The organism is Microbacterium sp. MAH-37 (assembly GCF_009758255.1).
Classification (GTDB): Bacteria; Actinomycetota; Actinomycetes; order Actinomycetales; family Microbacteriaceae; genus Microbacterium.
The window spans coordinates 143252-158252 of sequence record NZ_WSEN01000008.1 but is presented as its reverse complement, the minus strand read 5'-3'; the positions used below and the strand labels follow the sequence as shown (position 1 = coordinate 158252).

General features: G+C 68.5%; 9 protein-coding genes and 1 tRNA gene. 6 read left to right on the top strand and 4 right to left on the bottom strand.

What is annotated here, in order from left to right; genetic code table 11:
• Window positions 1–192: 192 nt before the first annotated feature.
• On the top strand, window positions 193–3696 hold the full coding sequence (gene rpoB, locus GON06_RS11090) for a DNA-directed RNA polymerase subunit beta (protein ID WP_157312369.1): 3504 nt from the start codon (window positions 193–195) through the stop codon (window positions 3694–3696).
• Between the two features lie 55 nt (window positions 3697–3751).
• Entirely contained in the window at window positions 3752–7627 is a 3876-nt protein-coding gene (rpoC, locus tag GON06_RS11085) for a DNA-directed RNA polymerase subunit beta' (protein ID WP_332837420.1), read from the top strand.
• A gap of 166 nt (window positions 7628–7793) precedes the next feature.
• Here rpoC and GON06_RS11080 read toward each other — a convergent pair whose 3' ends face one another.
• Entirely contained in the window at window positions 7794–8390 is a 597-nt protein-coding gene (locus tag GON06_RS11080) for a hypothetical protein (protein ID WP_157312368.1), read from the bottom strand.
• A gap of 147 nt (window positions 8391–8537) precedes the next feature.
• Here GON06_RS11080 and GON06_RS11075 point away from each other — a divergent pair, with 147 nt between their 5' ends.
• On the top strand, window positions 8538–9467 hold the full coding sequence (locus GON06_RS11075; RefSeq protein ID WP_157312367.1) for a carbohydrate kinase family protein: 930 nt from the start codon (window positions 8538–8540) through the stop codon (window positions 9465–9467).
• Window positions 9468–9516: 49 nt separating this feature from the next.
• Here the strand turns inward: GON06_RS11075 and GON06_RS11070 are convergent.
• The 3 genes from GON06_RS11070 to GON06_RS11060 form a co-directional block, all read right to left on the bottom strand.
• Window positions 9517–9598: transfer RNA gene (locus GON06_RS11070), tRNA-Tyr, on the bottom strand.
• Between the two features lie 95 nt (window positions 9599–9693).
• Window positions 9694–9981, bottom strand: coding sequence for a response regulator (locus GON06_RS11065; RefSeq protein WP_157312366.1), 288 nt, complete (start codon window positions 9979–9981; stop codon window positions 9694–9696).
• 124 nt (window positions 9982–10105) lie between these two features.
• The gene (locus tag GON06_RS11060) at window positions 10106–10420 is read right to left on the bottom strand and encodes a DUF2249 domain-containing protein (protein WP_157312365.1); all 315 of its coding nucleotides are present in this window, start codon (window positions 10418–10420) and stop codon (window positions 10106–10108) included.
• A gap of 59 nt (window positions 10421–10479) precedes the next feature.
• Here GON06_RS11060 and GON06_RS11055 point away from each other — a divergent pair, with 59 nt between their 5' ends.
• From GON06_RS11055 to GON06_RS11045, 3 genes are read left to right on the top strand one after another with little or no spacing between them, the layout of a single operon-like run.
• Complete coding sequence (locus tag GON06_RS11055) at window positions 10480–11130, top strand: helix-turn-helix transcriptional regulator (protein WP_157312364.1); 651 nt, start codon at window positions 10480–10482, stop codon at window positions 11128–11130.
• Complete coding sequence (locus GON06_RS11050) at window positions 11127–12368, top strand: hypothetical protein (protein ID WP_198346682.1); 1242 nt, start codon at window positions 11127–11129, stop codon at window positions 12366–12368. Before GON06_RS11055 ends, GON06_RS11050 begins: the two co-directional genes overlap by 4 nt.
• A complete protein-coding gene (locus GON06_RS11045; RefSeq protein ID WP_157312363.1) occupies window positions 12365–14977 on the top strand; it encodes a multicopper oxidase domain-containing protein in 2613 nt (870 codons plus the stop codon). The genes GON06_RS11050 and GON06_RS11045 overlap by 4 nt, the downstream gene beginning before the upstream one ends.
• The last annotated feature ends 24 nt before the right edge of the window (window positions 14978–15001 follow it).

Sequence of the window (15001 nt, the reverse complement as noted above, 5' to 3'; positions counted from 1 at the left end):
CGTACTAATACCCCACTCCCAGCAAATCGTCAAGAACCACGCTTGCCATGTCGTGGAATGGCGCATATAGTAGGTAGTTGCGCTCGCTTCTCCCTGCCCTCATATGGTGGTCGGCATGTTGAGACTCGCGCGCGCACTCCACCGACGACGAGGAATCAACGAGCCCCGCACAGGCTCACGGAGGTTATTCCCTTGGCTGCTGCTCGCAACGCATCCACTTCCACCACCACACCCAAGAACGGACGCGGAGCATCCCGCCTCTCGTTCGCCAAGATCTCCGACACGCTGACGGTCCCCGACCTGCTCGCCCTCCAGACCGAGTCCTTCGGCTGGCTGGTCGGCAACGACGCCTGGAAGGCGCGCGTCGCCGAGGCGAAGAAGGCCGGCCGCACCGACGTGTCCGAGATCTCGGGTCTGGGTGAGATCTTCGAGGAGATCTCCCCGATCGAGGACCTCGGCGAGACGATGCAGCTGAGCTTCACGAACCCGTACCTGGAGCCGGAGAAGTACTCCATCGACGAGTGCAAGGAGCGCGGCAAGACCTACGCCGCCCCGCTGTACGTCGAGGCCGAGTTCATGAACCACCAGACCGGTGAGATCAAGACCCAGACGGTCTTCATGGGCGACTTCCCGCTGCAGACCGACAAGGGCACGTTCATCATCAACGGCTCCGAGCGCGTGGTCGTCTCGCAGCTGGTGCGTTCGCCCGGTGTCTACTTCGACAAGACCCCCGACAAGACGTCCGACAAGGACATCGTCTCGGCTCGCGTCATCCCCTCGCGTGGTGCCTGGCTCGAGTTCGAGATCGACAAGCGCGACCAGGTCGGCGTCCGCATCGACCGCAAGCGCAAGCAGTCCGTCACCGTCTTCCTGAAGGCGCTGGGCATGACCAGCGAGGAGATCCTCGCCGAGTTCGCCGGCTTCGACTCCATCGAGGAGACCCTGGCGAAGGACACCATCCTCACCAAGGAGGATGCGCTCCGCGACATCTACCGCAAGCTGCGTCCGGGCGAGCAGGTCGCCGCCGAGGCCGCTCGCGCGCTGCTGGACAACTTCTACTTCAACCCGAAGCGCTACGACCTGGCCAAGGTGGGTCGTTACAAGATCAACCAGAAGCTGGGCCTCGCGAACCCGCTGACCGACTCGGTGCTGACCGTCGAGGACATCGTCGCGACGATCAAGTACATGGTGCGTCTGCACCGCGGCGACGAGACCTTCGAGGGCATCCGCGGCGGCAAGAAGACCGAGATCCGCATGTCGACCGACGACATCGACAACTTCGGCAACCGCCGTATCCGCGCCGTCGGCGAGCTGATCCAGAACCAGGTCCGCACCGGTCTGTCCCGCATGGAGCGCGTCGTCCGCGAGCGCATGACCACGCAGGACATCGAGGCGATCACCCCGCAGACCCTGATCAACGTGCGCCCCGTCGTGGCCGCGATCAAGGAGTTCTTCGGCACCTCGCAGCTGTCGCAGTTCATGGACCAGAACAACCCGCTCGCGGGTCTGACCAACAAGCGCCGCCTGTCGGCTCTGGGCCCCGGTGGTCTGAGCCGCGACCGCGCCGGCGTCGAGGTCCGTGACGTCCACCCCTCGCACTACGGCCGCATGTGCCCGATCGAGACTCCTGAAGGTCCGAACATCGGTCTGATCGGTGCGCTCGCGACCTTCGCGCGCATCAACTCGTTCGGCTTCATCGAGACGCCGTACCGCAAGGTCGAGAACGGCACGGTCACCGAGCACATCGACTACCTGACCGCCGCCGAGGAGACCGACTTCAACATCGCGCAGGCCAACGCGCCGCTCGATGCCAAGGGTCGCTTCACCGAGAGCCACGTCCTCGCGCGCCCCAAGGGCGGCTCGGGCGAGGTGGACCTCTTCCTGCCCGAGGAGATCGGCTACATCGACGTCTCGCCGCGCCAGATGGTGTCGGTCGCGACCTCGCTCGTGCCCTTCCTCGAGCACGACGACGCGCAGCGCGCGCTCATGGGCGCGAACATGCAGCGTCAGGCCGTGCCGCTGCTCCGCTCCGACTCGCCGCTGGTCGGCACGGGTATGGAGGGCTACACCGCGATCGACGCCGGCGACGTCGTCACCGCGCTGAAGGCCGGTGTCGTCTCCGAGGTGTCCGCCGACAAGGTCACCGTGCAGCTCGACGAGGGCGGCATCCAGGAGTACCACCTGCGCAAGTTCGACCGCTCCAACCAGGGCACGTCGTACAACCAGCGTGTGATCGTCTCCGCCGGTGAGCGTGTCGAGGCCGGCGAGGTCATCGCCGACGGCCCCGCGACCGAGAACGGCGAGCTGGCGCTCGGAAAGAACCTGCTCGTGGCGTTCATGCCGTGGGAGGGTCACAACTTCGAGGACGCCATCATCCTGAGCCAGGAGCTGGTGAAGGACGACACCCTCTCGTCGATCCACATCGAGGAGTACGAGGTCGACGCCCGCGACACCAAGCTGGGCAAGGAGGAGATCACCCGTGACCTCCCCAACGTCAGCCCCGAGCTGCTGAAGGACCTGGACGAGCGCGGCATCATCCGCATCGGCGCCGAGGTCCGCCCCGGCGACATCCTGGTCGGAAAGGTCACGCCGAAGGGCGAGACCGAGCTCTCGGCCGAGGAGCGTCTGCTCCGCGCGATCTTCAACGAGAAGAGCCGCGAGGTCCGTGACACCTCCCTGAAGGTGCCCCACGGCGAGCAGGGCACGATCATCGCCGTCAAGGAGTTCAACGCCGAGGAGGGCGACGACGAGCTGGGCTCGGGCGTCAACCGTCGCGTCGTGGTCTACATCGCTCAGAAGCGCAAGATCACCGAGGGCGACAAGCTCGCCGGTCGCCACGGCAACAAGGGTGTCATCGCGAAGATCCTGCCGGTCGAGGACATGCCGTTCCTGTCGGACGGCACCCCGGTCGACGTGGTCCTGAACCCGCTCGGCATCCCGGGCCGCATGAACTTCGGCCAGGTGCTGGAGACCCACCTCGGGTGGATCGCCAAGACCGGCTGGAAGGTCGAGGGCAACCCGGAGTGGGCGGCCAAGCTCGCCGACGACGCTCGCGACGTGGCCCCGAACACCAAGGTCGCGACCCCGGTGTTCGACGGTGCCAGCGAGGAGGAGATCTCGGGTCTGCTCGACTCGACGCTCCCCACCCGCGACGGTGTCCGCCTGATCGACGCATCCGGCAAGACCCAGCTGTTCGACGGCCGCTCCGGCGAGCCGTTCCCGGCGCCGGTCTCGGTGGGCTACATGTACATCCTGAAGCTGCACCACCTCGTCGACGACAAGATCCACGCACGCTCGACGGGCCCCTACTCGATGATCACCCAGCAGCCGCTCGGCGGTAAGGCCCAGTTCGGTGGCCAGCGCTTCGGTGAGATGGAGGTGTGGGCGCTCGAGGCCTACGGCGCCGCTTACGCGCTGCAGGAGCTGCTGACGATCAAGTCCGACGACATCCTCGGCCGCGTCAAGGTGTACGAGGCGATCGTCAAGGGCGAGAACATCCAGGAGCCGGGCATCCCGGAGTCCTTCAAGGTGCTCATGAAGGAGATGCAGTCCCTCTGCCTGAACGTCGAGGTCCTCTCGGCCGACGGCACGGCTGTGAACCTGCGCGACACGGATGACGAGGCCTTCCGCGCTGCGGAGGAGCTCGGCATCAACATCTCCAGCCGCTTCGAGGCCGCGTCGATCGACGAGATCTGACGCCGGCTTCCGGCATCCAACTTTTCTTCAGAAGAATTTCGACACAGGAGAACTAGTGCTCGACGCAACAACTTTCGATGAGCTTCGGATCGGACTGGCGACCGCTGACGACATCCGCGGATGGTCGTACGGCGAGGTCAAGAAGCCCGAGACGATCAACTACCGCACGCTCAAGCCCGAGAAGGACGGCCTCTTCGGCGAGCAGATCTTCGGACCCAGCCGTGACTGGGAGTGCGCCTGCGGCAAGTACAAGCGCGTCCGCTTCAAGGGCATCGTCTGCGAGCGCTGCGGCGTGGAGGTCACCAAGTCCTCCGTCCGCCGTGAGCGCATGGGCCACATCGAGCTCGCCGCGCCCGTGACGCACATCTGGTACTTCAAGGGCGTGCCCTCGCGCCTCGGGTACCTGCTCGACATGGCGCCGAAGGACCTCGAGAAGGTCATCTACTTCGCCGCCTACATGGTGATCTCGGTCGACGAGGATGCTCGTCACCGTGACCTCGCCACGCAGGAGAACAACATCCGCCTCGAGCTGAAGACGCTCGGCGACCGCCGCGACGCCAAGATCGCGGAGCGCCTGGCCAAGCTGGAGGAGGAGCTCGCCGCTCTCGAGGCGGAGGGTGCCAAGGCCGACCAGAAGAAGAAGGTCAAGGACGCCGCCGAGAAGGAGATGTCCCTCACCCGCAAGGGTGCCGACGAGGCCATCGCCAAGCTCGAGCGCGTGTGGGAGGACTTCCGCACCCTCGAGGTGGGCGCGCTGCGTCCCGAGGACGACGTCTTCCACGAGCTGCAGGACCGCTTCGGTCAGTACTTCGAGGCCTACATGGGCGCCGAGTCGATCCAGCGTCGCCTGGCCGCGTTCGACCTGGCCGCCGAGGCCGAGTCGCTGCGCCTGCAGATCGCCGAGGGCAAGGGCCAGCGCAAGATCCGTGCGATCAAGCGCCTGAAGGTCGTCAACTCGTTCCTCGAGACCGGGATGAGCCCGGCCGCGATGGTGCTCGACGTCGTCCCGGTGATCCCGCCGGAGCTGCGCCCGATGGTGCAGCTGGACGGTGGCCGCTTCGCGACCTCCGACCTGAACGACCTGTACCGCCGCGTGATCAACCGCAACAACCGTCTTCGTCGTCTGATCGACCTCGGCGCCCCCGAGATCATCGTCAACAACGAGAAGCGGATGCTGCAGGAGGCCGTCGACGCACTGTTCGACAACGGCCGCCGCGGCCGCCCCGTCACCGGTACCGGCAACCGCGCCCTGAAGTCCCTCAGCGACATGCTGAAGGGTAAGCAGGGTCGCTTCCGCCAGAACCTGCTCGGCAAGCGCGTCGACTACTCCGGCCGTTCGGTCATCGTCGTCGGCCCGCAGCTGAAGCTGCACCAGTGCGGTCTGCCCAAGCAGATGGCCCTGGAGCTGTTCAAGCCGTTCGTGATCAAGCGCCTGATCGACCTCGGTCACTCGCAGAACATCAAGGCAGCCAAGCGCGCCGTCGAGCGCACCCGTCCCGAGGTCTGGGACGTGCTCGAGGAGATCATCCGCGAGCGTCCGGTGCTGCTGAACCGTGCCCCCACCCTGCACCGCCTGGGCATCCAGGCCTTCGAGCCGCAGCTCGTCGAGGGTAAGGCCATCCAGCTGCACCCGCTCGTCTGCGCCGCCTTCAACGCGGACTTCGACGGTGACCAGATGGCCGTGCACCTGCCGCTGTCGGTCGAGGCTCAGGCCGAGGCCCGCGTGCTGATGCTCGCGTCGAACAACATCCTGAAGCCGTCGGACGGCCGTCCGGTGACCCTGCCCTCGCAGGACATGATCATCGGTCTGCACCACCTCACCACCGTCACCCCGGGTGCCGCCGGTGAGGGCCGTGCGTTCGGTTCGGTCGGCGAGGCCATGCTGGCCCGCGACGAGGGCACGCTCGACCTGCAGGCGAAGGTCCGCATCCGCATCCCGGGTCTGACCTTCCTCGAGGGCGAGGCTCCCGAGGGCTACGAGCGCCACGGCCTCGTGGACGCCTCGCTGGGCCAGGCGATCTTCAACGACGCGATGCCGAAGGGCTACCCGTTCGTGCGCGAGGTCGCCGACAAGGGCAAGCTGTCGCAGATCGTCAACAAGCTGGCCGAGGAGTACCCCAAGGTCGAGACGGCGGCGACGCTGGACCGCATCAAGGACGCCGGTTTCTACTGGGCCACCCGTTCGGGTGTCACGGTGGCGCTGAGCGACATCCTCACCCCGCCGAACAAGGCGGAGATCGTGGCCGGCTACGAGAAGCAGGCCGCGAAGGTCCAGTCGCAGTACGAGAAGGGTCTCACCACCGACGCCGAGCGTCGTCAGGAGCTCATCAAGATCTGGACCGAGGCGACCGACGAGGTCCAGGCTGCGATGAAGGCGAACTTCCCGATCGACAACACCATCAACCGCATGGTGTCCTCGGGTGCTCGTGGTAACTGGCTGCAGATCCGCAACATCGCGGGTATGCGTGGTCTGGTGAACAACCCCAAGGGTGAGATCATCCCCCGTCCGATCATCTCCTCGTACCGCGAGGGTCTGTCGGTGGCGGAGTACTTCATCGCGACGCACGGTACCCGTAAGGGTCTGGCCGACACCGCTCTGCGCACCGCAGACTCGGGTTACCTGACCCGTCGTCTGGTGGACGTCTCGCAGGATGTCATCATCCGCGAGCAGGACTGCGGCACGTCCAAGGGTCTCGAGCTGCCGATCGCGGCTCCGAACTCGCAGGGCGAGCTGGTCCGCGACGCGAACGTCGAGAACTCCGTGTTCGCCCGCACCCTGGCATCCGACGTCGTGAACGAGTCGGGCGAGGTCCTCGCCTCGGCCGGTGACGACGTGGGTGACGTCCTGATCGACAAGCTGGTCGAGGCCGGTGTCGAGACCATCAAGGTCCGCTCCGTCCTGACCTGCGACTCGGCTGTCGGTGTCTGCGCGCAGTGCTACGGCCGTTCGCTCGCGACCGGCAAGACCGTCGACATCGGCGAGGCCGTCGGCATCATCGCCGCCCAGTCGATCGGTGAGCCCGGTACCCAGCTGACGATGCGTACGTTCCACACCGGTGGTTCGGCCTCGGCCGATGACATCACCCAGGGTCTGCCCCGCGTGCAGGAGCTCTTCGAGGCTCGTACTCCGAAGGGCGCCTCCCCGATCGCCGAGGCCGACGGCCGCATCACGATCGAGGAGAACGACAAGGGCAAGAAGGTCATCCTGACGCCTGACTCCGGTGACGAAGAGGTGGTCTACCCGGTGCTGAAGCGTGCGACGCTTCTCGTCGAGGACGGCCAGCACGTCACCGTCGGTCAGCCCCTGCAGGTCGGCACGCTCGACCCCAAGGAGGTCATGCGTGTCATGGGCGCCCGCGAGGTGCAGCGTTACCTCGTCAACGGCGTGCAGGGCGTGTACCGCTCGCAGGGTGTGCCGATCCACGACAAGCACATCGAGGTCATCGTGCGCCAGATGCTGCGCAAGGTCACCGTCGTCGACCATGGCGACACGACCCTGCTGCCCGGTGAGATGGTGGACCTCAAGCGCTACCAGTCGATCAACCGCGAGTCGGTGTCCGAAGGCAAGCGCCCGGCGTCGGGCCGTCCGGAGCTGATGGGTATCACCAAGGCTTCGCTGGCGACCGAGTCCTGGCTGTCGGCCGCGTCCTTCCAGGAGACGACCCGCGTGCTCACGCAGGCCGCCATGGAGGGCAAGCGCGACCCGCTGGTCGGCCTCAAGGAGAACGTCATCATCGGTAAGCTCATCCCGGCCGGAACCGGTCTCGCCAAGTACCGTGACATCACGGTCGAGGCGACCGAGGAGGCCAAGAGCGAGCGCTACCCGAACCGGATCTTCGCATCCGACGGTGCGTACGCCGAGGGCGACTTCGGCTACGTCGACTTCGACGCGTTCTCGACCGACGACATCACGCCCGGCACCTACAACTGAGTGCTGACGTGATGAGGCCCCGGCCCCTCTTCGGAGGGGGCGGGGCCTTCGTCGTTCCCGACGAGCCCGCCGAGCGCATGGCTTGCTGCCGAGTGCACGGCTTGTCGCCGCGAACAACCCGTGCGGTCGTGAAGAACCCGTGCGCTCGGCGAGGGGCGCCCCTGAGTCAGCCCCAGATGCTCGCGATGATCGCGTCGGTGTAGCCCTCGGGCGCGAGGTTGGAGTACTGCGTGTCGATGAGGACGCCCTGCCGGTAGAACAGCGTTCGACCGTCGGTGACGGGGTAGGTCTCGTTCTGCCAGACCTTCTCGCAACGGGTGCCCTCGTCGGGCGTGTAGCAGGTGTACCCCTCGGCCATGAGAGCGTTGAGCTGGTCGAGGGCGGCTCCGCTGCTCTTGTGCTGGATCGTGGTCGTCAGGCCCGTCGTGTCGGCCTGCGGGTCTCCCCAGATGCACTTGAGTGATCCGTCGTCGAGCGTGCCGGAGGCGCCGAAGGCCTTGTCGTTCAGCGGTACGTCCTTCAGCTGGGCGAGCACGTCGGCACTGAGCATCTCGCGGCAGTCCTTCGGAATCGCCGCGGGCTTCACGGTCGGCGTCGCCGACGGCGAGGGCGTCGTGTCGCCGGCATCCGCGCCCTTGGTGGCGGATGCCGATGAGGTCGCCATGCCGGCGTCGCCGGGGCCGGATGCGGGTGACCCGCACCCGGTGAGGAGGACGGATGCCGCGACGACGGCGGCGACGGCGAACACGCGCGCGGCTCTCATGGCCACAGGGTAGACCCGCCGGTGCGCGGCGCCGCGCAGGAAACGGCCTCCCCATGGACGAGGGGTCAGAAAGTGCGGGGTCCGGCAGGGTGGACGGCGCATTTCTTGACCCCTCATGTTCGGGGACGCCGCCGCTAGTCTTGCGGGATGGAGCACGAGCAGGGCGTGGCACGCAGCGCGGTCGTCATCGGAGATGCCCTGATCGACGAGATCCACGGACCAGGAGGCGTGCGCGAGCTGGTCGGCGGCGCGGCGCTGAACGTCGCGGTCGGACTGCGCAGGCTCGGCCTGCCGGTCACGCTGATCGCGATGGTCGGGGCCGATGAGGCAGGGGCGCACATCCGCGAGTACCTGGCCGATCACGGCGTCACCCTGATCGGCAGTCCTGCCCCGCGCGGGTCGTCGCGCGCGATCGTCCGTCCGGCGCCGAGCGGCGAGCCGGAGTACGTCTTCAACGAGGCTGCGCAGCGGCGCAGCATCCGCTACGGCGACGCTGCGCGGGCGGCGATCGCGGATGCCGGGATCGTCGCGGTCAGCTGCATCCCGTTCGACGTGCACGCGGAGACGGACGCCCTGGTCGAGGCTCTCGGCGACGCGACCCTCGCGATCGATCCGAACCCGCGCGCCGGAATGCTGACGGACAGGGCCGAGTTCGTGCGCGGCTTCGAGCGCCTCGCGGCGCGGGCCGCGCTCGTCAAGATCGGGGCGGATGACGCTGCGCTGCTCTACGACGGGGACCTCGATGCCCTGCGTGCCAGACTGCGCTCCGCCGGAACACGCGCCGTGCTCGCGACGGCCGGCGCGGCCGGCGCGGTGCTCGACACGGATGCGGGGATCGTCGAGGCTCCGATCGCCGCGCTGCCGGGGCGGATCGTCGACACGGTGGGGGCCGGCGATGCGACGCTGGCCGCCGTATCCGCCGGACTGGTCGACGGAAGCCCGTCGGGGCAGGCGGACTGGCAGACACTGCTGGACCGCGCGATGCTGATCGCCGCGGCGACCTGCCGCTCCGAGGGTGGTCTGCTCCGCACGCCCGAGTCGCTGGCCGAGTCGGAGCGCGGAGTGCAGGGCAGCTGAAGCGTTAACGAAATGAGACCCCCGCACAGCGGAGGTCTCAGATCTTGGGTGGCGAGTGAGGGATTCGAACCCCCGAAGCATTCCGCGGCTGATTTACAGTCAGCTCCCTTTGGCCGCTCGGGCAACTCGCCATGCACACCCGTCCGACTTGAACAGCCAACCGGGGGCGCGAGAAATCATATTACCCGCCGTTGCGCCGCGCAGGAAATCGAGACGGACGAGGGCTTCAGAGGCGCTGCAGTCGGCGCTCCGGACCCTCGATCCTGGCGATGGCGATCTTCACCTCCACGAGCTCGTTCTCCACTCGGTTGAGGCGCGCGTCGAGGCCGTCGATGCGCGTGTCCACGCGGTCGAAGCGGGCGTCGACCTGGTCGAAACGGGCATCCACCTGGTCGAAGCGGGCGTCGACGCGCTTCGTCTGGTTGCCGAGCAGCCAGGCGACTCCGCCGAGCATCGCCACGGCGAAGGCGAAGAGCGAGATGATCATTCCGATCACGTCCGGTGACACGAACATGCCTCCATTCTGCTCCGGCGTCGTGCGGTTCGCCATCGACAGTACGGACGGTGACTGACAGCAGAAGGCGGGTTTCCCACGAATGTGGGGAACCCGCCGAAGTCGCTCGCCGGTGCGGGAGGACTCAACCGGCGTTGCGTACCATGATGCGCCAGCGCTCAGGGCCCTCGTCGAGGTACCTGGTGCGGAATTGGCTACCGTGCTTCGCGTGCAGCTGGGTGAGCAGCGGCACCGGGTCGTGCGTCGCGGAGACCACCATCGCGGCGCCGGGACGCAGCGACTCGATCGCGCCGAAGATCGCCGCGTGCCGGATCGCGTGCGGGATGGTCTGCACGTCGAGTTCGGGCAGCTCCTCGTCATGCTCGCCGCACGCGCAGCCGGCGGTCGGGCTCTGATCGACCGCCTCGGACCGTGAGTGGTGGATCTCGATGTTCGCCATGGGTTTTCTCCGTCCTCACCCGGTGCGGGTTCACAGCAGAGTTTATTACAATCAATCCCGTGGAAAATAAGCTGAGCGCCGGAGAAAACCGCCGCAGGACGTCCGGGGACCGCCGGCACTCCTCGAGCCGCGAGCGCATCCTGCGTGAGATCGAGGTGCGTCCGGCATCCACAGCAGACCTCGTCGCTGCAACCGGGCTGCACGAGAACACCGTGCGCGGGCATCTCGAGCGACTGCTCGCCGACGGGCACATCACCCGAGAGCAGGAGGCACCGTCCGGTCGCGGCCGGCCATCGCTGCGCTGGCACGCCGTCGGCAGCGACGGCACGGCCCCCTACGCGGGACTCGCCGTCGCCCTCGCGGAGGGGCTCGCCCGCACCAGCGACCAGCCCGCGCAGGAGGCCAAGACCGCCGGCCGCATCTGGGGTGCGCAGTTGGCGCAGGACCGGGCCGAGGCCGACCCGCGCGCGCTCGTCCTCGAGGTCATGCGTGAGCAGGGCTTCGCCCCTGACGCGTCGACCGGCGAGCAGACGGTGCTGCGCAACTGCCCCCTGCTCGCTGCAGCATCCCGCCGCTCCGACGTCGTGTGCGCGGTGCACGAGGGGCTGATCGAGGGGCTCGCCCGCACCCGCGCCGAGGGTGCGACCGCCAAGCTGCTGCCGTTCGCCGCCGACGGCGCCTGCATCCTGCATCTGCAGGTCGCGTCGTGAGCGCCCATGTGCGCGGCGGGGAGGTCCGATCCACGGCAGGGAAGGACTCGCGCCGCCCCTCGTGGCGCCTGATCTGGCTGCTGCCCGCCGGTTTCGCGCTGCTCGCGGGCCTGGACGCCGGCCTTCTGCTGCTCGGCCTGCCCGCGCCGATCACCGCCGATCGCCTTCCCGCAGTGCACGGGATGCTGCTGGTGCTGGGGTTCGTCGGGACGCTGATCGCTCTGGAGCGAGCCACCGCCCTGGGGCGCTGGTACGGCTACCTCGCCCCAGCGCTGCTCGGCCTCGGCGGTCTTCTGCTGGCAGCGCCCGCAGTGCCCCTCGTCGTCGGCAAGTCCGTGCTCGCTGTGGGAGCGGCCGCCTTCACGCTGGTGTACATCCCGCTCTGGCGCAGGCAGCACGACGCGGCAGTGCTCACCCAGCTGCTGGCCGCCGGTCTCGGCCTTGCCAGCGCGGTGATCTGGACCGGTCAGGACTCCCTGACCCGGGTGCTCCCGTGGCTGATCGGCTTCGTGGTGCTGACGATCGCCGCCGAACGCGTGGAACTCGCACGCATCACGATGGGTGCGGCCGCAGGGGGCCGGCTTCTCCTGCACGCGTGGGTGGTCACCGGCGCGCTCGTCATCGGAGCCGTCTTCCCCGATGCCGGATCGGTCCTGCTCGGGCTCGCTCTGCTGTCGCTCGCGGGCTGGCTGCTGATGCACGACGTCGCGCGGCGCACGATTCGCGCAAGCGGGGTGACCCGGTACATGGCCGCGTGCATCTTGGCCGGGTACGCCTGGCTGGCCGTCGCGGGCGTCGCGCTGCTGTTCGGTGCGCCCGCCGAGCAGCGGGTCTACGACGCGGTCGTGCACGCGGTGTTCCTGGGCTATGTGTTCTCGATGATCATGGCGCACGCCACGAGCATCCTGCCCGCGGTGCTGCGGATCGCCCTGCCGTACCGCCCGGCGTTTTGGGTGCCGATCGCTCTGCTGCAGATCGCCCTGGTCGTGCGGCTCTGGGTCGGGGACGGGCTCGGCATGCCGGCGGGCCTCCAGATCGGTGGAGTACTCGGGGTCCTCGCCCTGATGCTGTTCATGGCGACCGCGCTGGTCAGCGCCGTGCTCGGGCCGGTGCCCCCGTCATCCGTGTCGGAAACCACAGACCGGATGCCCGCGGCACGGCGTGTCGAGACCCGACCCGCCGTCGGCGCGCCGAACGGACTGTCATTCCCGACCGAGCGACGAGGAGAGAAGTCATGACCGCCGTCCGGACCCGCGGTTTCCAGCCGATGCGCGACATCCCGACCGTGATCTGGCTGGTGCTGACGGTCGTCGCCGCCGTGGCGCATCGTGCGCTCCCCGCGCCCGCCTGGCTGATGATCCACCTGCTGCTGCTCGGAGCGGTCACGCACGCGATCCTGGTGTGGAGCCAGTATTTCTCCTGGGCGCTGCTGCGCGGCAGGGCGACGCCCGCGGATGCCCGCACGCAGACGATCCGGCTGATCCTGTCGAACGGCGGCGCAGCCCTGGTCGTCGCCGGCGTGCTGAGCGGCGTCTGGCCGATCACCGCGGCGGGCGCGGCGTCGCTGATCGTCGCCGTGGGATGGCACGGGGTGAGCCTGCACCGTCGCGCGCTGCGCAGCATGCCGGGGCGGTTCGGCCGCACGATCCGGTACTACGTCGTCGCCGCCGCGCTGCTCACGGTGGGCGCGGCACTCGGCGCGCTGCTCGCCCGCGGCGACGACCTGCCGAACCTCGTGCTCGCGCACGCGCTGATCAACGTGCTCGGCTGGATCGGGCTCACCGTCGCCGGCACGGTGGTCACCCTGTGGCCCACCCTGCTGCGGACCCGTGCGGATGCGCATGCCGCCGACGGCGCGGCCCGCGCCCTGCCGTGGCTCGCGGCCGGCGTCTCAGTCGCCGCGTTCGGCGCGGCGATGACCTGGCTGCCGGTGCTCGCTCTCGGCCTGGCGGGCTATCTGGGCGGCCTCGTCGTGATCGGCGTCTCGCTGTGGCGGGCCGCGCAGCGCAGGCCTCCGCGCAGCTTCGCCGCGATGTCGGTCGGAATGGCGCTGATCTGGTGGGCGGGGGCCGTCGCGATGCTCATCGGCGGCGCCATCGCCGCATTCGCTGACGGATCGGGCTTCTCCGCAGTGTCGGCGCTGCTCGACTCCCTCGTGCCGTACCTCGCCGCTGGATTCGCGGCACAGGTGCTGATCGGCGCGCTCAGCTACCTCGTGCCGGTGGTGCTGGGCGGCGGGCCCACCCCGGTGCGCATCGGCACCGCGGGCTTCGACCGTGGCGCCGCCTGGCGGGTCACGGTCGCGAACGCCGCGCTTGCCGTGTGCGCACTGCCGGTGTCGAGCCTGTCCCGCGTGGTGGCATCCATGCTGTACCTGATCGCGATGGCGTCGTTCCTGCCGATCATGTTCGTCGCCATGCGCGCGCAGCGCCGGGCGAAGGCCGAGGGCGCGACGCTGGGCGAACGTCGTACCGGCCCGATCGTGCCCGAGGGGGAGAGGCCGCCGGGGCGTCGCGCCGGGCAGGCGGTCGCGGGACTGCTGGCCGTGGTCCTCGCGGTGGCCGTGCCCGCCGCGGCGGATCCGGCCGGCTTCGGCTGGTCGGCGGCACCGACCGGCAATGCGGATGCCCCGGTCAAGACCGTGCAGGTCGAGGCGGCCGACATGCGCTTCACGCCCAGCCGCATCGAGGTTCCGGCGGGCACGCGGCTGGTGATCGAGCTGACCAACACCGACCGGGAGCAGGTGCACGACCTGGTCTTCGCGAACGGCGTCGCAGGGGGCCGACTCGCACCCGGCGCGTCGCAGACCATCGACGTCGGCGTCATCACGAAGGACCTCGACGGCTGGTGCTCGATCATCGGGCACAGGCAGATGGGCATGACCATGTCGATCGTCGCGACCGGCGCGACGGCCGGGGCCGGTTCGGCGGATTCCAGCACGCATGGCGAGCACGCGGCATCCGGGCCCATCGACCTGATGGCGGACCCGGGTGAGGACTTCACGCCTTTCGATGCCGAACTGCCGGCTCTGCCGGCATCCGATGGTCCTGTGAACCGCAGGCTGACGCTCACCGCGCGCGACGTGAAGACCGAGGTAGCGCCGGGCGTGACGCAGACCCTGTGGACTTACGGCGGCACCGCGCCGGGGCCCGTGCTGCACGGTCGGGTCGGTGACACGTTCGAGATCACGCTCGTGAACGACGGCGTGATGGGGCATTCGATCGACTTCCACGCGGGTTCACTGGCGCCCGATCGCCCGATGCGCACCATCGCGCCGGGCGAGAGCTTGACATACACGTTCACTGCGACGCGCGCCGGCATCTGGATGTATCACTGCTCGACCATGCCGATGACGGCGCACATCGCCAACGGCATGTACGGCGCGGTCGTGATCGAGCCCGACGAACTGCCCGCGGTGGATCGCAGCTATGTGCTGGTGCAGGGCGAGTACTACCTCGGCGACCACGACGGTGGCGAGGTCGATATGGACGCCATCGCCGACCGCAACCCCGACCTGGTGGTGTTCAACGGCTACGCGAACCAGTACGACCACGCGCCGCTCGAGGCGAAGGTCGGCGAGCGGCTGCGCGTGTGGGTGCTGGATGCCGGCATCGAGAGGTCGTCGAGTTTCCACGTGATCGGCGGGCAGTTCGACACCGTCTGGGCGGAGGGCACCTACCTGCTGAACCGATCGTCCGGCAGCGGCTCGCAGGCGCTCGGACTGATGCCGGCGCAGGGTGGATTCGTCGAGCTGACCTTCCCGGAGGCCGGGCACTACCCGTTCGTGTCGCACTTCATGATCGATGCGGAGCGCGGCGCGCACGGGTTGTTCGACGTGACGGGGTGACTCACCGAGGGGGCGGGAGGACGT